Source organism: Streptococcus mitis (genome assembly GCF_005144795.1).
Taxonomy (GTDB): domain Bacteria; phylum Bacillota; class Bacilli; order Lactobacillales; family Streptococcaceae; genus Streptococcus; species Streptococcus mitis_BB.
In genome coordinates this window covers 67,810-82,571 of the sequence record NZ_SWFJ01000009.1, presented here as the reverse complement: position 1 = coordinate 82,571, position 14,762 = coordinate 67,810, and the positions used below count along the sequence as shown (strand labels likewise).

19 protein-coding genes are annotated in these 14,762 nt (G+C 35.1%); 10 read left to right on the top strand and 9 right to left on the bottom strand.

What is annotated here, in order from left to right; translation table 11 throughout:
- The first annotated feature begins 30 nt into the window (after window positions 1–30).
- The 3 genes from FBF73_RS07515 to rpsD all read left to right on the top strand — a co-directional run bounded on the left by FBF73_RS07515 (window position 31) and on the right by rpsD (window position 2,584).
- Window positions 31–729 (top strand): response regulator transcription factor, encoded by a 699-nt coding sequence (locus tag FBF73_RS07515; protein WP_000520650.1) that lies wholly within the window; start codon window positions 31–33, stop codon window positions 727–729.
- The gene (locus FBF73_RS07510) at window positions 726–1,778 is read left to right on the top strand and encodes a sensor histidine kinase (protein ID WP_136937406.1); all 1,053 of its coding nucleotides are present in this window, start codon (window positions 726–728) and stop codon (window positions 1,776–1,778) included. The genes FBF73_RS07515 and FBF73_RS07510 overlap by 4 nt, the downstream gene beginning before the upstream one ends.
- Before the next feature lie 194 nt (window positions 1,779–1,972).
- The gene (rpsD, locus tag FBF73_RS07505; protein ID WP_000092756.1) at window positions 1,973–2,584 is read left to right on the top strand and encodes a 30S ribosomal protein S4; all 612 of its coding nucleotides are present in this window, start codon (window positions 1,973–1,975) and stop codon (window positions 2,582–2,584) included.
- Between the two features lie 241 nt (window positions 2,585–2,825).
- On the opposite strand, the gene FBF73_RS07500 is transcribed toward rpsD, so the two are convergent.
- The 4 genes from FBF73_RS07500 to FBF73_RS07480 all read right to left on the bottom strand — a co-directional run bounded on the left by FBF73_RS07500 (window position 2,826) and on the right by FBF73_RS07480 (window position 6,221).
- Window positions 2,826–3,929, bottom strand: coding sequence for a DUF6287 domain-containing protein (locus FBF73_RS07500; RefSeq protein ID WP_136937405.1), 1,104 nt, complete (start codon window positions 3,927–3,929; stop codon window positions 2,826–2,828).
- Between the two features lie 6 nt (window positions 3,930–3,935).
- A complete protein-coding gene (locus tag FBF73_RS10140) occupies window positions 3,936–4,889 on the bottom strand; it encodes a hypothetical protein (protein WP_240798248.1) in 954 nt (317 codons plus the stop codon).
- Between the two features lie 62 nt (window positions 4,890–4,951).
- Complete coding sequence (locus FBF73_RS07485; protein WP_136937404.1) at window positions 4,952–5,389, bottom strand: thioredoxin domain-containing protein; 438 nt, start codon at window positions 5,387–5,389, stop codon at window positions 4,952–4,954.
- Complete coding sequence (locus FBF73_RS07480; RefSeq protein WP_136937403.1) at window positions 5,382–6,221, bottom strand: excalibur calcium-binding domain-containing protein; 840 nt, start codon at window positions 6,219–6,221, stop codon at window positions 5,382–5,384. Before FBF73_RS07480 ends, FBF73_RS07485 begins: the two co-directional genes overlap by 8 nt.
- A gap of 183 nt (window positions 6,222–6,404) precedes the next feature.
- Between FBF73_RS07480 and FBF73_RS07475 the strand changes: the two genes are divergently transcribed.
- Window positions 6,405–6,731 carry a helix-turn-helix domain-containing protein gene (locus tag FBF73_RS07475; RefSeq protein WP_136937402.1) on the top strand — a complete coding sequence of 109 codons (327 nt, stop codon included), beginning with the start codon at window positions 6,405–6,407 and terminating at the stop codon, window positions 6,729–6,731.
- A gap of 323 nt (window positions 6,732–7,054) precedes the next feature.
- Here FBF73_RS07475 and FBF73_RS07470 read toward each other — a convergent pair whose 3' ends face one another.
- From FBF73_RS07470 to FBF73_RS07455, 3 genes are all read right to left on the bottom strand, one after another.
- Window positions 7,055–7,468: a hypothetical protein gene (locus FBF73_RS07470; protein ID WP_136937401.1), complete on the bottom strand. Its 414-nt coding sequence runs from the start codon at window positions 7,466–7,468 to the stop codon at window positions 7,055–7,057.
- Between the two features lie 8 nt (window positions 7,469–7,476).
- Window positions 7,477–8,457 carry a hypothetical protein gene (locus tag FBF73_RS10045; RefSeq protein WP_206146677.1) on the bottom strand — a complete coding sequence of 327 codons (981 nt, stop codon included), beginning with the start codon at window positions 8,455–8,457 and terminating at the stop codon, window positions 7,477–7,479.
- Window positions 8,458–8,748: 291 nt separating this feature from the next.
- Window positions 8,749–9,207: a hypothetical protein gene (locus tag FBF73_RS07455; RefSeq protein ID WP_136937400.1), complete on the bottom strand. Its 459-nt coding sequence runs from the start codon at window positions 9,205–9,207 to the stop codon at window positions 8,749–8,751.
- Between the two features lie 314 nt (window positions 9,208–9,521).
- Here FBF73_RS07455 and FBF73_RS10260 point away from each other — a divergent pair, with 314 nt between their 5' ends.
- Together FBF73_RS10260 and FBF73_RS07450 are read left to right on the top strand one after the other, a co-directional pair.
- Window positions 9,522–9,698, top strand: a complete 177-nt coding sequence (locus FBF73_RS10260) for a DUF7720 family protein (RefSeq protein WP_419991806.1) — start codon at window positions 9,522–9,524, stop codon at window positions 9,696–9,698.
- A 50-nt stretch (window positions 9,699–9,748) separates the two neighbouring features.
- Window positions 9,749–11,080: a hypothetical protein gene (locus FBF73_RS07450; RefSeq protein ID WP_136937399.1), complete on the top strand. Its 1,332-nt coding sequence runs from the start codon at window positions 9,749–9,751 to the stop codon at window positions 11,078–11,080.
- A gap of 385 nt (window positions 11,081–11,465) precedes the next feature.
- On the opposite strand, the gene FBF73_RS07445 is transcribed toward FBF73_RS07450, so the two are convergent.
- A complete protein-coding gene (locus tag FBF73_RS07445; RefSeq protein WP_136937398.1) occupies window positions 11,466–12,629 on the bottom strand; it encodes a tyrosine-type recombinase/integrase in 1,164 nt (387 codons plus the stop codon).
- A 173-nt stretch (window positions 12,630–12,802) separates the two neighbouring features.
- Window positions 12,803–13,273 carry a helix-turn-helix domain-containing protein gene (locus FBF73_RS07440; RefSeq protein WP_136937397.1) on the bottom strand — a complete coding sequence of 157 codons (471 nt, stop codon included), beginning with the start codon at window positions 13,271–13,273 and terminating at the stop codon, window positions 12,803–12,805.
- A 156-nt stretch (window positions 13,274–13,429) separates the two neighbouring features.
- Between FBF73_RS07440 and FBF73_RS07435 the strand changes: the two genes are divergently transcribed.
- The 4 genes from FBF73_RS07435 to FBF73_RS07420 all read left to right on the top strand — a co-directional run bounded on the left by FBF73_RS07435 (window position 13,430) and on the right by FBF73_RS07420 (window position 14,762).
- A complete protein-coding gene (locus FBF73_RS07435) occupies window positions 13,430–13,618 on the top strand; it encodes a helix-turn-helix domain-containing protein (protein ID WP_136937396.1) in 189 nt (62 codons plus the stop codon).
- A gap of 340 nt (window positions 13,619–13,958) precedes the next feature.
- A complete protein-coding gene (locus FBF73_RS07430; RefSeq protein WP_136937395.1) occupies window positions 13,959–14,285 on the top strand; it encodes a hypothetical protein in 327 nt (108 codons plus the stop codon).
- Window positions 14,278–14,481 (top strand): hypothetical protein, encoded by a 204-nt coding sequence (locus FBF73_RS07425; protein ID WP_136937394.1) that lies wholly within the window; start codon window positions 14,278–14,280, stop codon window positions 14,479–14,481. Before FBF73_RS07430 ends, FBF73_RS07425 begins: the two co-directional genes overlap by 8 nt.
- 14 nt (window positions 14,482–14,495) lie before the next feature.
- Window positions 14,496–14,762, top strand: a complete 267-nt coding sequence (locus FBF73_RS07420) for a DNA-binding protein (RefSeq protein WP_136937393.1) — start codon at window positions 14,496–14,498, stop codon at window positions 14,760–14,762.

Genomic DNA, 14,762 nt, shown 5'->3' with positions numbered 1-14,762 from the left:
ATAGCACTGTTTTTTTCAAAGGAGAGACAGATGGGAAAGACAATTTTACTCGTTGACGACGAGGTAGAAATCACAGATATTCATCAACGTTATCTGGTTCAGGCAGGATATCAGGTTTTGGTGGCCCATGATGGAGTAGAGGCCTTGGAAATCTTCAAGAGAAAACCAATTGATTTGATTATTACAGATATCATGATGCCTCGGATGGATGGTTATGATTTGATTAGCGAAGTCCAGTATCAATCTCCGGATCAGCCTTTTCTCTTTATCACGGCTAAGACTAGTGAGCAAGATAAAATTTATGGTCTGAGCTTAGGGGCAGATGACTTTATTGCCAAGCCCTTTAGCCCTCGAGAGCTGGTTTTGCGTGTCCACAATATCTTACGTCGCCTTCATCGTGGAGGTGAGACAGAAGTCGTCAGTCTCGGGGATTTACGGATGAATCACGGTAGCCATGAGGTCCAAGTTGGAGATGTGGCGCTTGATTTGACAGTCAAATCCTTCGAACTTCTATGGCTTTTAGCCAGCAATCCAGAGCGAGTTTTTTCTAAGACAGACCTCTATGAAAAGGTCTGGCAAGAAGACTATGTGGATGATACTAATACCTTGAATGTTCATATTCATGCTCTTCGACAGGAGTTGGCTAAACATGCTAGTGCAGAAACACCGACCATCAAAACCGTCTGGGGCTTGGGCTACAAAATTGAGAAAGCACGAGGTAGTCAATGAAATTAAAAAGTTATATTTTAGTGGGGTATGTCATTTCAACACTCCTAACGATTATCGTGGTTTTTTGGGCTATCCAGCGAATGCTAATTGCAGAAAGAGAAATTTATTTCCTAGTGGGTATGACTCTCGTGGCTAGTTTTATCGGTGCTGGAATTAGTCTCTTTCTCCTATCGCCTGTCTTTACTTCATTGGGCAAACTCAAGGAACATGCCAAGCGGGTAGCGGACAAGGACTTTCCATCAAATCTGGAGGTTCAAGGACCTGTAGAATTTCAGCAATTAGGGCAAGCTTTCAATGAAATGTCCCATGATTTGCAGGCCACCTTTGATTCCTTGGAAGAAAGCGAACGAGAAAAGGGCTTGATGATTGCCCAGCTATCGCATGATATCAAGACTCCCATTACTTCGATTCAAGCGACAGTAGAAGGGATTTTGGATGGGGTTATCAAGGAAGGAGAACAGGACCATTATCTAGCAACCATTGGGCGTCAGACGGAAAGACTCAATAAACTGGTTGAGGAGTTGAATTTTTTGACCCTAAATACAGCTAGAAATCAGGTGGAAACGACCAGCAAGGACAGCATTTTTCTGGACCAGCTCTTGATTGAGTGCATGAGTGAATTTCAGTTCTTGATTGAGCAGGAGGAGCGAGATGTCCATTTGCAGGTAATCCCAGAGTCTGCCCGGATTGAAGGAGATTATGCCAAACTTTCTCGCATCTTGGTGAATCTGGTCAATAACGCTTTTAAATACTCGGCTCCAGGGACCAAGTTGGAAGTGGTAGCTAAGCTGGAAAATAACCAGCTTTCAATCAGTGTGACCGATGAGGGACAGGGGATTGCCCCAGAGGATTTGGAGAATATTTTCAAGCGCCTTTATCGTGTAGAAACTTCGCGTAACATGAAAACAGGTGGTCATGGCTTAGGGCTTGCGATTGCGCGTGAATTGGCCCATCAATTAGGTGGGGAAATTACAGTCAGCAGCCAGTACGGTCTAGGAAGCACCTTTACCCTCCTTCTCAATCTCTCTGGCAGTGAAAATAAAGCTTAAAACCCCTTTACAAATCTAGCCATTCATGGTAGAATGGATTTTGTGCGAAATATCAGCAGGAAAGCATGAAGCTCGTCAACAGGTGTCTTATGATAAGTAACCTTGGCTGTTTAGGCGAAGGGCATCTGCACGAATCAGGGCTTTCTAAGTGACTATTTCCACCGAAATATTATTTATATCAGGAGGACATTCACATGTCACGTTATACAGGACCATCTTGGAAACAAGCTCGTCGCCTTGGCCTTTCACTTACAGGTACAGGTAAAGAATTGGCACGTCGTAACTACGTACCAGGACAACACGGACCAAACAACCGTTCTAAATTGTCAGAATACGGTTTGCAATTGGCTGAAAAACAAAAACTTCGTTTCACTTACGGTGTAGGTGAAAAACAATTCCGTAACTTGTTCGTACAAGCTACAAAAATCAAAGGCGGAATCCTAGGTTTCAACTTCATGCTTCTTTTGGAACGTCGTTTGGATAACGTTGTTTACCGTCTTGGTCTTGCGACTACTCGTCGTCAAGCTCGTCAATTCGTAAACCACGGTCACATCCTTGTTGACGGAAAACGCGTTGATATCCCATCATACCGCGTAACTCCAGGTCAAGTGATCTCAGTTCGTGAGAAATCATTGAAAGTTCCAGCAATCCTTGAAGCAGTAGAAGCTACTCTTGGACGCCCAGCATTCGTATCATTCGACGCTGAAAAATTGGAAGGTTCATTGACTCGCTTGCCAGAACGCGACGAAATCAACCCAGAAATCAACGAAGCACTTGTCGTTGAATTCTACAACAAGATGCTTTAATTTTAAGATATATGATACAGAAAGCCTACAACAGTGGGCTTTTTGCTTTATCTTAAACCGTTGATTTCTGGGTTTGTTCAGTTATAAACTTTTTAACTCTCTATATCAAAAATATGTTAGTAATGTGGAATTGTCTGAAGGAGGTTCATGTGATATAAAGGATATACAAAATCCCTGCAATGAGTAATTGCAGGGATTTTCAGGTAACTAGGAAAACTCTATAAGTATAGAGAATGTTGTTTTAGTCTATTTTGTAGTAGACAGCTTTTTCATCAGATGGATGTGTTTGAGTAATAATAATTCTAGTTTTACTTTTATCAGTTGGGTCTTCGATTGATACCATTTGATTATTTTCAAATCGTTTCATAGGTATACTTGTTCCAGGGGGATAAATTCCCATTGAAGCTCCAGCACCCTCTCCACGTAAAGATAGGTGTAAGGTGTTTTCATTTGAAAGATAAATTCCTTCAATTTTTGTTCCACTTGTTAAACCGTTATTATCAAATGTAACCCAATTTCCTTTTTCATTTCTCCAAGTACCAGCTATACTAGAGAAGTTGCCTTTTAGTATTGCCTGTGTATCAATTTCTTGTGTTGTATTTTCTGTGTGCTTTTCTTCTGTGGGAGTCGTGATAAGTGTGGCATCAGTAGCAACCCAGAATTGAAACTTTTCAGAGTCTTCCATGATTTTGACTGTGAAAGTAACGGTCGCTCCTTCTTGCCATCCCTCAATCATAGATTTCTTAATTTGTACTTGTACACCAGTCATAGGAGCATTACTAGCTTTTACCCAAATAGTATGGTATGTATTTAGAGCTTTAAAGTGTCCTACGTATGCTTCCCAAAACTTTTGACGTGTTAGTTCTGCTGTGAAGCGGTATAGTTGACCAGTCTTTAATCTACCATCATTCTCCATATCTCGAAGTTCTTCGGCTGTCGTATCTATGATAGTATCTTCATTTGAGCTAGAGCTTGTAGTAGATGTGCTGGAAGAAGAGCTGGATGATGCAGAGGAACTAGAAGTAGTAGATGAGATTTGTTGTGAAGAGTGACTATCTACGGTTTCTATATTCCTATCTGGATGTCTAAAGAATAAAAAAGTAGATCCTATAATGGTAAGAAGTAGAAGTGTAATTGAGGATATAAGAATCCAAAGCTTGTTGTTCTGTGGTAGAGGACAAACTACTACGTGATTCTGATTTTGGTAAACTTCAACAATATCATTTACTTTAGGGTGAAAAGTTAACTCATTGATAGGAACATTTAGAGTCTCGTTTGTGTGGAGTCGAATGATAATATGTGTTTCTGAAACCTGAATAATTTGGTTATGTTTTTTATTTTTCATGTAGTATTAGTTCTCGTACATATAGGCAACCATGAGAGGAAGTGTTTTTGTGGATTTAAAGATCGTTTCATAACTTTGTCTTCCTTTTACTAGTCCGTACAATGTTATATGGTCATCTTCGGCTATAACTCTATTGTTGTATTCAGAAGGAATAGAAACCAAAATAATTTTATCATAGTCATCATTTATGGCTACACGCAGTGTATAGGCTTTCCCATCTTCCATAGCTTGTAAAACTTTACCATATACTCTTACTTTAGTATCTACGGCTATTTCATCATGATTCCACTTGTTATAGTCTACTTCACCATAAATTGCTTTATCATTATCTACAGTAATCTTAGGTTTTGATGGTACTGAGGATGATGAACTAGAGCTACTCTCTCTAGATGATGAAGGTGTAGTAGAGCTACTTGCCTTTAAAGAGGATGAGGAGTTAGAACTATTTTGTGATGTAGTATTTCTTGAAACTGTCGTTGGTGTCTTTTCTGTAAACTTTTCTACAAAACCAAATGCCATAAATGACAAAATCACACATACAAGAGCGATAATAAAACATTTGAAAGAAATGTCCTTATTTACTTTACTTTTTTTAATAGATGAAATTATTAGAAATGCAAGATTTAATAAGCACATTATAGTCGACTCAAGTACAACTAGGGCTATGGTTTCCTGATAACCTAGATATATTGAACAAATTACAGTGATAATAGCTATAATTATTACTAAAACTAGATTTATATGTGCGACTAATGATAGTCTTTTAGAAATACTTTTTTTCACTTTGCTAATTTTATTTTTACTATCAATCTTTATAACAATATCACCATAAACCTCGACATAATCCCCTATACTAGGTTCAAAGTCACAAGATTCAATAGGAATTTCCTTTAAACTTCCATCTTCATAACCTATATAAACTGTAGCTTCAGTTATTTTAATAATTTTTCCTTTAATCATTGTTGGTCTCCCTGAATTTTATCTTATAACATTCAAGTTATTAGCTGTTTGTACTTGTTTTTTTATTTCTCTTCAATAAACTGTGTAATCACTTCAACATTAGCTTGACTTGCTTTCGGTAATATGTCATATACTGTACCATTTGTGAAGTAAGTGAGATTGGGGATTGTTTTGAATCCTACAGTTGTTTTAAAGTTATTCCAACTTGTCTTATCTATATGCTCACTATCTAAGTAATACACAGTTGTCTCAGTTTTATCTACTGCTTTTGCTAGCTTTGGAGCAAATTCTTGGCAGTATGGACAACTCTCTCTCCCTGTGTATAGGTAAAAGCTTTCTTTATGTTGTATTTTCTGTTCCACAGCCTCTAAACTTATCTTTTGGAGTCTCTTTATAGCTATCTGGTATTCTGTTTGTGGTAGAGTAGTTAAGTATGCTGTGAATGTGACGATTATAATAAGTAGTAGTGACAGTAGAATAAGAACTTTTTTACTATTCATCACATCCGTATCCGTCTTTGTCTCTATCTAACCATGGACCATATTGTGGGTCACTAGCAGGTATGTTTACACGTCCTGCTTTTCGTGCTTCCTTACAGTTTTTGAACGGTCTTAAATTTGATTGTGGAGCAGGTGTAGACGATTGTGTAGGAGTAGTTGTAGTGTGAGATGAAGCTTGTTCTTGTTCTTTTGCTCGTGAAGATGCTTTCCTTTCTTCCTCTTTTGATTTGGAGGCTTCAATACTTGCTTTTTCCTCTTCTTGTGCTTTTTCTGTTTTTCTCACTTCACTGATTACTAACGAGCCTTTATCGATTGAATCATATTTTTCTAAAGATACTGTATTTCCTGTATAGACCATAAGTTCATTCATTTTCACAGTTAGTGATTCAGGTGTACGGATAAGAAGTTTCTTACCTGTTATGTTGTACTCACGGTATTCATCTTTTTCTTCAATTCCAATTACCTCAGCTTCAACTTCGTAGAGTTTATCTGTGTTAGAGAGTTTGTGTGCTACCTCTCTCAGTGCTTTGGCTCGCAGTATGATTTTAATTTGTGGTGTATTAAGATAAGCATCTACGGCTATATGCCCAGTTGGAGACCATTTCTCTATTTTAGAGCTAGTTTCACTACTGGATGATGAAGTAGAGGAAGATGAACTAGACTGTTTAACTTGTGAAGACTGTTTGACAGAATCACTAGCCTTAGTTTGAACTTGTGAGTGTTTAGTGCTACCGCTAGTTAATAGTGTGAAGAACAGAACGAGGATAAGCAGTAGTACAATACTACCTATAATCTTTTGTTCTTTACTCAATTCCTTTAGCTTGTTAAGCATATGTAACCTCCGATGTTTAACTTTATTTAATAAAATAGAAGAAATATTTCCTAATAGCTATAATTATATCACACAAACTTTAACAATAGAATATATTTTTATTTAATATTAAACTATAGAGAATGTAAACCTGATTGTTTAATCTATAAGATAGATAGTAGATTTAACATAGAGGGTGAAGGAATGGATGATATATTAGAAACTATAAGTAATCAGATACGAGATTTACGAGTTTCAAAGAAGATTACACAGCAAGAATTAGCAGAAAGAACAAATCTAAGTGTTCCTTATATCAGTCAAATAGAGAATAGTCACAGAAATATCTCTTTGGAAACTTTTGTGAAGATTGTTGATGCTTTGGAAGTTCCATTGAGTGATTTTTTCTTACCTTATTCTGTGGCACAAGATACAGAGATGATGGAACTATTATTGAAGATTCAGAAACATCCACAGCATAAGATGATTGTTCATAAGGTGCTGGAAATACTTGAATTAAGCCAAGATAGTTAGTGATAAAAAGTACTAAAGTGTAATTTATACTAAATCTATCCAACTATATATAGTTGCTTTAGTATCTATTACTATTTCATCATGCTTAAAATTGTTATAGTCTCTCTCGAAGTGATTTTTAATAGTAAACTGTAGGTCGGGCGATTAGAAATTATCTGTACTTTTTGTATAATGTGAGGATTAGAGGTTACATTATTCAGATAAGGAATGAGAATTATTTTTCTTAATTGAAGAGGTCGATTAAAAAACAAAAAGAAAAAAGAAAGCACCGAATTTGAATATCCAGCGCTCATCTATTTTCTTAAAAAACGTGTTACCTCTTATCAGAGCGTTAGAAGTACTCTAACGATTATTGATAGGAGTAGAGCAAATATTGTTGCTCCTAATATCAAAGTAGCACTATCTTTCTCTCCTTTTTCTTTTAGAAGGCGATACATTACTGAAGGGATTACAGCAAAAACAGGGTGCCATATCAAAATGGGAATAACCCCACACCATGCAACAGACTTAATTCTTTTTACTGTCCAATATCCTTTTTCTTCTTTTTTCTGTTCTGTGAGAACTTCACTAGACTTTTTAGTTATGATATAGGTTCCTTCAGATTTATATACCTCTACTATATCCCCTAGTTGTGGTACAAAATTAAAAGAAGTCTGTTCAACTTTTAGCAAAGTTCCATCATCTTTACCTAAATAGATTAGAGTTTCTTCGATTTTAATAACTTTATAAGTATTCATAACCTCTCCTAATTGTCATACATGTAAGCCACCATATAAGGCAGTGTTTTTGTAGCTTTAAAGACCGTTTCATAACTTTGTCTTCCTTGTGCTAGTCCGTACAATGTTATATGGTCATCTTCAGCTATAACTCTATTATTGTACTCCGAAGGAATAGAAACTAAGATAATTTTATCATAGTCATCATTTATAGCTACACGAAGAGTATAGGCTTTCCTATCTTCCATAGCTTGTAAAACTTTCCCATATACTCTTACTTTAGTATTTACGGCTACTTCATCATGATTCCAACTATTATAATCCACTTCACCATAATTTGCTTTATCATTGTCTACAGTAATCTTAGGTTTTGATGGTACTGAGGAAGATGAACTAGGGCTACTCTCTTTAGATGATGAAGGTGTAGTAGAGCTACTTGCCTTTGAAGACGATGAAGAGCTAGAACTATTCTTAGATGACGACGTAGAGGACTTAGAAGTGCTCTGTGATGTAGTCTTCTTTGAATTTGAAGGGGTATTATTTACATACTGAGCAAAAGCAATGGATAAAATAACAGTTAAAATACCTACAATAAAATATTTTATAGAACTTTCTTTATTAACTTCACTCTTCTTAATAGATGAAATAATAATAAATATAAGATTTAATACTATCATCAATACCGAAACTACAAAAAACAATATTGCTGTAGCTTTCAACATGCTTTCTCCCACATAAAAAGCAGCACTTAGGATTATCATAGCCAAAACTACAAATAAAATCAGGTTTATCTTGCTAACTAATGATATTTCTTTAGCCTCTGATTTTTTAACTGGGGTACTTTCATTACTTACTTCAACCTTTATAGCAATATCACCATAAACCTCTACATAATCACCCATTTTAGGCTCAAAGTCACAAGATTCAATGGCAATTTCCTTTAAACTTCCATCTTCATAACCTATGTACACTGTGTTTTCAGTTATCTTTAAAATTTTTCCTTTATTCATACTTTACCTTTTATCAGTGAAATTTGTCTTTATCTATCTGGTAAGGTCTTATATCTCCTTGTAGTCTCACTATATAATAATCTTCATATTCAACTACTTGTGAGACTATCCCTGTAACCTTAACAGATTCAAATTCTTCAGTATCTAAATTCTGTTCTACAGTCCAAAAATAGATTTCATCTCCAATTTCAATACGGTTTAGAGAACTTCTACAGCCTGACAGCAAAAACAAGAACATCACTACTAAAAGAAATTGAAATAACCTCTTAGCTTTTCCTAACTGTACTAACATTATTTATTTTGTATTCTAACTCCTGAATACTTTTTATAAACGTGTTCTGTAAAAGGGAATTTAGAAGTTTTTTTAAAGGTATTATTTATAGTTATGGTGTCAACTTTTTTTGTCTTATCACTATCAGACCATGATATTTCATAAACAGATTTTTCATTAGATGACTTGGAAATTTCAACAACAGCTTCATTTTCTTTTAATTCATTTTTAGTAGCACCAGCACCAAAATAGTCTGATAGACTTTCCTTTTTCATTTTATCAACATCTTCTTTGAAACGTATATAACCAACCCCCTCAAAACCAACTAGTTTTTTATCTTTATCTATGGTTATAAGTCCTAAATCTGTATTATAGCTTCCCTCAATCATTTCGATTTTACTTAATTCTTTCTTGCTACAACCAGCCAATACAAAAAGAATAGACAATAATATAACTCCCAATATTTTCTTTTTATTCATAAAAAGCCTCCTGTTTTATATTTATGTTTAAAATATTGTTAAACACTACCCTAATTATACTACAAATAAATATACTTTAGTTAATCTTTTTTAAATTATTTTTAACTAAAGTAAATATACAACCTTAATCTACAAGATGAATAGAGTAAAATAAAAAGTACCTAAATGGTACTTCTTACTTGCCTACTGAACTCATCACCATGAAATTTGTACTCCTTTTTGTCCACCTTGGAGTAAAGTTTAATCTATTTTATTTAATATGTAAATTCTAAAAACATTACAGAATCAACATCTATAAAGCATAACAAAGTGTAATTTATACTAAATCTATTCTAGAGAACAAATACAAGGTAAAGTTATTGCTCATATTAGATTTCAAGGTAGAAGATAAAGAGTTACTAGATTACCTGCTATCAACTTGGAAGTATCGGGATTTAGTGCTTCATTCAGTAGATATGCATAAGTTGGAGAAAGAGTATAGACAATGGTAATAATTTTGATAAAATAATATTAAAAGACACTTTAATACATTGAGGCTAGTATGGACAGAAAAGAAAACAAATCAATTTTGGAATTAAAAGAAAAACTTAATTCTCCATGGCTTTTTCTAGGTCAAGATAAAGAAAGTAGAGTTGTGGAGGTAGATAAGGGGCTAATTCTTGATGAAGAAATTGATTTCATAAATATAATAGTCGACTTTTATACAGTAGAAGTATTACATAAGAATGTTGGTGGATACTCGGAAGAAAGCATTGATAATGAAATAATTAGGAAAGTTACTGATCGTTATGGTGGAATTTTAAGGCTGAAATTGTTTTATCAGAACGAATTATGCAATATATTAGAAAATGTTGAGATTTTAGATGACAAATTAAAGAAAATATTTAAGAATATCAGTGAGGAGTTTTTTTTCTTTTGGAGATATAGATGGCAAGTTCTGTTCTCCGTGATGAATCAGCGACAAATAGATTTATTAGTTGACGACCTCCATATTGAGTTATATAAGGAAACAAAGAAAAGAGAAAGTTATGTTATAGATCAATTAACAGAAAATCAAAAATTGATGTTAAGGCTATACTCTTTAAATTATATATATGCAGCTCTTTTTGAAGATTTGGAACTCCAAAATTCAATACTCTTCTCGTGCGATAGCTGGGAAGATTTAACCAAAACAAGTGGAAAAATATTGAATATTTTAGATGAATATCAACAAAAATGTGAATCTGTTGTATTCTGTTTAAATACAGCAGAGTTAGACAGAATAGGGAGAGGGTTAGATATATATGAAATGGCAGAACGATACTCTAAGGCAATCAATGATTTAAAAATAAATAAATCTAAGGAAGACAGAATTAAATGCTATGCTTCGGTAATAAAAGACAATATCATTTATATGACCTTAAATGGTGTTAGAGATGAGAATATAAAAGTAAATGGAGCAGATAGCAGTAATTTACAAAAAGTTGTAAATGTTTTAGCAAAATTATTAGGGGGGGATGTAGAGTATGTTTCAATTTCCCCTGATACCAGGTATTATGTAAATCCTGACTTATATATCAACTACTCTCAATATGCAGATTCAAAAGAGAATTTAAACAGGATGTTTACTTGTTGCGAACGAAAGTTAATTGCAAAGATGTTTTCACCAAAATTTGTAGCTGACGAGAAAATAGAACTCTTAGTTACAAAATATCCTTGTCAAATTTGTTCAAGAACTATTGACTTTGTTAATCAGAAAGAGGGTGCTAAGTTAAAAATAGAGATAATAGATCCCTTGGAACCGGAATCGAACCTTTCCGAACAAGATATTGAAGAGATGGATAAATGTGCCGAAATTATCTCAAAGAAATTTCCTAAGAGTAGGAAAAAGTAAGGTGATAAAAAGATTATAGAGGGAAGATAAAAAGCACGATTAATACGTGCTAGTTCTTGCCTACTGAACTCATCACCATGAAATTTGTACTCCTTTTTGTCCACCTTGGAGTAAAGTTTAATCTATTTTATTTAATATGTAAATTCTAAAAATGCTACAGAATCAACATTTATAAAGCATAACAAAGTGTAATTTATACTAAATCTATTCTACAACAAAATGTTGTAATATTTTATTAAATGAGATAGGCTGTAAAACCTTGATATTAAGCACTTTAGGCCTCTATCCTAGAGTGCTTTTTTTGATTTTACTACCCTTTTAGTTACCCATAACTAATTTTAGGTATAGTAAGAGGGTAGCCCCAAAATGGGACACCCTTTTCTATTTATAAATTGCTGATAGCTGCCTCGAAGATTGAGACGGCTTTTTTTGCACCCTCTTTGGTAGCATGGACATAAGTATTTAAAGTCATTGAGATATTAGAGTGTCCTAGTCTATACTGTAAATCTTTCGCCTCTATGCCAGCGTATAGCATGATTGTAGCGTGAGTATGTCTGAAACCATGGAAACTAATATCAGGAACGCCAGCAGCTTTAAAGTGACTTTGTAGTCTCTTTCTTAGCAAACAAGCGTAGGCGTATTTTGTGGTAAAAGGAGTAAAGACAATCCCCTCAGACCGTCCTAGTTGCCATGACTGGACTTGTTGACGTTTTTTATACTGTTTGAGTAGGGAAACTGTAGCCTTGTCTATGTCAATCTCTCTTAGACCTGCTTTAGACTTAGGCGTGTTTGTTTCCTGGTATCTATTTAGAGTCTTAGATATGCTGATAGTGCCTTTTTTAAGGTCAATATCAGACCACTCAAGAGCTAAAGCCTCACCGATACGGCAACCACTAGCCAGCAACGTCTTATAAAGCACGTAGTCAAAGAAATTCTCATAACTAGACTGATCCAAATCTTCCAGGTAGTCTAAAAACCGTTTTAGTTCCTGGTTGCTGAAAAATTTGACCTTATGCTCTTTATTTTGTTGTTTACGTGGGATAATGACATCACGCGCAGGGTTATGCTGGATTACTTGCATAGTCACGCCATACTGGAGTATACGGCGGTTTATATTGTTTAGAAAGCTATAGTTTGCGTATGCCCCTTTTTCGCCCTTATTGGCCTTGTCAGCCCACTTATTGACTTGTTGCTGGATAATGGGAGTAGTGAGCTTGTCTAGCTTGTAATCACCGAATACAGGCAAAATATGAAGCCTTACGATCCCCTCCATGGATTGCTGGGAATTTGGCTTGATTGTATTCTTGTAACTCTCCCACCATAAAGCGACCAGCTCCCTATAGGTTGTAATGGTCGGTTTTTCCTTTACACTATATCCATTAGCTGCAAAAGCATTGACAGCCTCCCTAGCTTTGATTTTAACGCCCTTTTTAGTGTTGGCCGTGACCGTAGTTCTAGCCTTTTTCCCTGTAAGCTTATCAACACCTAAATAAACGCTTGAGCGGTACACTGTAGTACCGTTTTTCTTTTTGTATTCTGTAATATTCATAGTCATACCTTTCTAACATCAGTAAGCAAGTATGGGATTTAGTCAAGTATTTATGAATATTGTCTTTATATAGTGCTGAGAGCTACGAGAAAGCCCTATTTTCGTTTGTTTTAGGTGTGATGATAATTTTTATATAGCTGAGCTATAAAATCGCTTAGAGAGCGTTTTAGGGGTTATTTTGTTAAAGAGTCTTCAATGCGCTCTAGGTCGCTTAGAAAGTCTAGTAAAGTATCTAAGATATTCTCTATATCAGAGGCATAAGAGTCTGGTTTAACTACTTCATATTGTGATAAACGGCTACAGATATGCTCTATAAATTCTAAAGCTATTAAGGTATCAGTCTTTATTTTTTTGACTTCTTCAATATCTTTTAAGAAATCAAGATTTTTTTGAGAGTGTGGCGAACTCCTTGAGTCATATACTTTTTGGTCATCTTGATACCCTAATAGGTAACCGACAGGAACATTAAAAAAAGTGGCTAAATATATCCATACCTTCCCATTTCTGGGAGATCGTTTGCCGTTTTCATAATAAGAAAGTTGGCTATCACTCACAGTAACACCATAAAGCTCATTAAGTTTTTGGCTTAGTTTTTTTAGAGAAATTCCGTTCTGTTTCCTAAGTTCTTTCAGTCTATTATCCATATTTTAACTACCTTTCAAAAATGATTATAACACAAAATGATAACAATGAGCAAAAAAATTATCAAAATGTCAATAAAAATACTTGACATTATCAAAAAGATAATATAAACTAATCTTACTATCAAAATGATAGTGAATAAATTGAGGAGGTGCCTTATGCTAATCAGTGTAGAAATAGCTGAAAAAATACGATCAAAAAGGGGAAAACAGAATTTAACTAAAAGTCAGACAGCCTTAGCCCTTGGAATTGCTAGGACAACATTAAACAAGGTTGAAACTGGGAACTATAACGCTCCAAAGCGTATCTATGAGGCAGTTATGAACTGGCTAGTAGAAGATTTATAAGATTTCTTGCTACCTTTCACTTATAGAAATCTAAGCAACAAAAAAAGCCTAGACAGTCGGCAAACTAGCAAGGCTTTTCACTCAAACAACTAAAACCACAAAAAGCAAGTATGGGATTTAGTTAGGTATTTATTTAATTATATCACAAAATAGTGATTTGTGCCCAGACGAGAGAGCGCTAACTCTTAAAACTGGTATTTTCTCACGTTTTCAAATATTGGCGACTCAGAGCGTGAGGAATGTGAGCAGGAAAGGCGTTAAAAAGCTATTTGGACTTTTTCCCAATTCTAGGAGAAAGTCCTGGAGCAACTGTACAAATAAAACATAATGAGGTAAGAACATGAGTGCAATTATATTAGAAAATAGTATTTTTACTGTTAAGAAGTCAGACTATACCCCTGAACAATGGGAAAGAATGCAAAAACGAAACGAGAGCGAAGAAAGAGCCAAGGCTCAGCTTTCTCAACTTTACGGGGGACGTGTAGCGACCATGATTTTATTTAACGTTATGGCTAGTTATAAGAAAACTTTTAAAAGGTTTGCAGATACCTATGAGGAGGCTTGTGATGGTCTAGGTATTCTTGTTGTTAATAACATCATCTATAGAGCAGTCAACGGTTTACCAGCGCAAGGGGTAGAGCGTAGATTGGAGGTATGTCATGAATGAACTAGATTTGACCAATACACAATCGGTAATCTTCATGGTGGTATTGATTGGCCTACTGCTTTATCTAAACCACCGAGACCGCAAAAAAAGCGCCCAATTTGAGCGAGAAAACCAATGGGCGATAGAAACACCAAGAGAGGATTTAAACCCTTGCTATGGGTGTTATATTCAACTAGCAGGCAAGCGGAGCAATTAGAAAAGGGGTGCAATATGCAACTATTATCAAGAGAGGCAGAGCTTGAGCTACTGGAGAAAGTGGGAGATCACTTAGAGAAAAGGCTTGAGCTTGAAAAGCAGCATAATGACGGCTGGGATTTAATTTCTAGGCCTGATTTACTAGACAAGCTAGGGATCAGTGGAACTACGTTAAACAACTGGGAAAAGCACGGTTTAAGACCGTATCAGTCCCCTTTTGAGAACAGTAAGAAAATTTATTATCGCAAAAGTGACATATACAACTTTCTTGCAGTAGATTAG

What these genes read in the sequence shown, in the direction of transcription:
- FBF73_RS07515 (WP_000520650.1), top strand. Translation starts at nt 31, where the DNA reads ATGGGAAAGACAATTTTACTCGTTGACGACGAGGTAGAAATCACAGAT.
- FBF73_RS07510 (WP_136937406.1), top strand. Translation starts at nt 726, where the DNA reads ATGAAATTAAAAAGTTATATTTTAGTGGGGTATGTCATTTCAACACTC.
- rpsD (WP_000092756.1), top strand. Translation starts at nt 1,973, where the DNA reads ATGTCACGTTATACAGGACCATCTTGGAAACAAGCTCGTCGCCTTGGC.
- FBF73_RS07500 (WP_136937405.1), bottom strand. Translation starts at nt 3,929, where the DNA reads ATGAAAAATAAAAAACATAACCAAATTATTCAGGTTTCAGAAACACAT.
- FBF73_RS10140 (WP_240798248.1), bottom strand. Translation starts at nt 4,889, where the DNA reads ATGATTAAAGGAAAAATTATTAAAATAACTGAAGCTACAGTTTATATA.
- FBF73_RS07485 (WP_136937404.1), bottom strand. Translation starts at nt 5,389, where the DNA reads ATGAATAGTAAAAAAGTTCTTATTCTACTGTCACTACTACTTATTATA.
- FBF73_RS07480 (WP_136937403.1), bottom strand. Translation starts at nt 6,221, where the DNA reads ATGCTTAACAAGCTAAAGGAATTGAGTAAAGAACAAAAGATTATAGGT.
- FBF73_RS07475 (WP_136937402.1), top strand. Translation starts at nt 6,405, where the DNA reads ATGGATGATATATTAGAAACTATAAGTAATCAGATACGAGATTTACGA.
- FBF73_RS07470 (WP_136937401.1), bottom strand. Translation starts at nt 7,468, where the DNA reads ATGAATACTTATAAAGTTATTAAAATCGAAGAAACTCTAATCTATTTA.
- FBF73_RS10045 (WP_206146677.1), bottom strand. Translation starts at nt 8,457, where the DNA reads ATGAATAAAGGAAAAATTTTAAAGATAACTGAAAACACAGTGTACATA.
- FBF73_RS07455 (WP_136937400.1), bottom strand. Translation starts at nt 9,207, where the DNA reads ATGAATAAAAAGAAAATATTGGGAGTTATATTATTGTCTATTCTTTTT.
- FBF73_RS07450 (WP_136937399.1), top strand. Translation starts at nt 9,749, where the DNA reads ATGGACAGAAAAGAAAACAAATCAATTTTGGAATTAAAAGAAAAACTT.
- FBF73_RS07445 (WP_136937398.1), bottom strand. Translation starts at nt 12,629, where the DNA reads ATGAATATTACAGAATACAAAAAGAAAAACGGTACTACAGTGTACCGC.
- FBF73_RS07440 (WP_136937397.1), bottom strand. Translation starts at nt 13,273, where the DNA reads ATGGATAATAGACTGAAAGAACTTAGGAAACAGAACGGAATTTCTCTA.
- FBF73_RS07435 (WP_136937396.1), top strand. Translation starts at nt 13,430, where the DNA reads ATGCTAATCAGTGTAGAAATAGCTGAAAAAATACGATCAAAAAGGGGA.
- FBF73_RS07430 (WP_136937395.1), top strand. Translation starts at nt 13,959, where the DNA reads ATGAGTGCAATTATATTAGAAAATAGTATTTTTACTGTTAAGAAGTCA.
- FBF73_RS07425 (WP_136937394.1), top strand. Translation starts at nt 14,278, where the DNA reads ATGAATGAACTAGATTTGACCAATACACAATCGGTAATCTTCATGGTG.
- FBF73_RS07420 (WP_136937393.1), top strand. Translation starts at nt 14,496, where the DNA reads ATGCAACTATTATCAAGAGAGGCAGAGCTTGAGCTACTGGAGAAAGTG.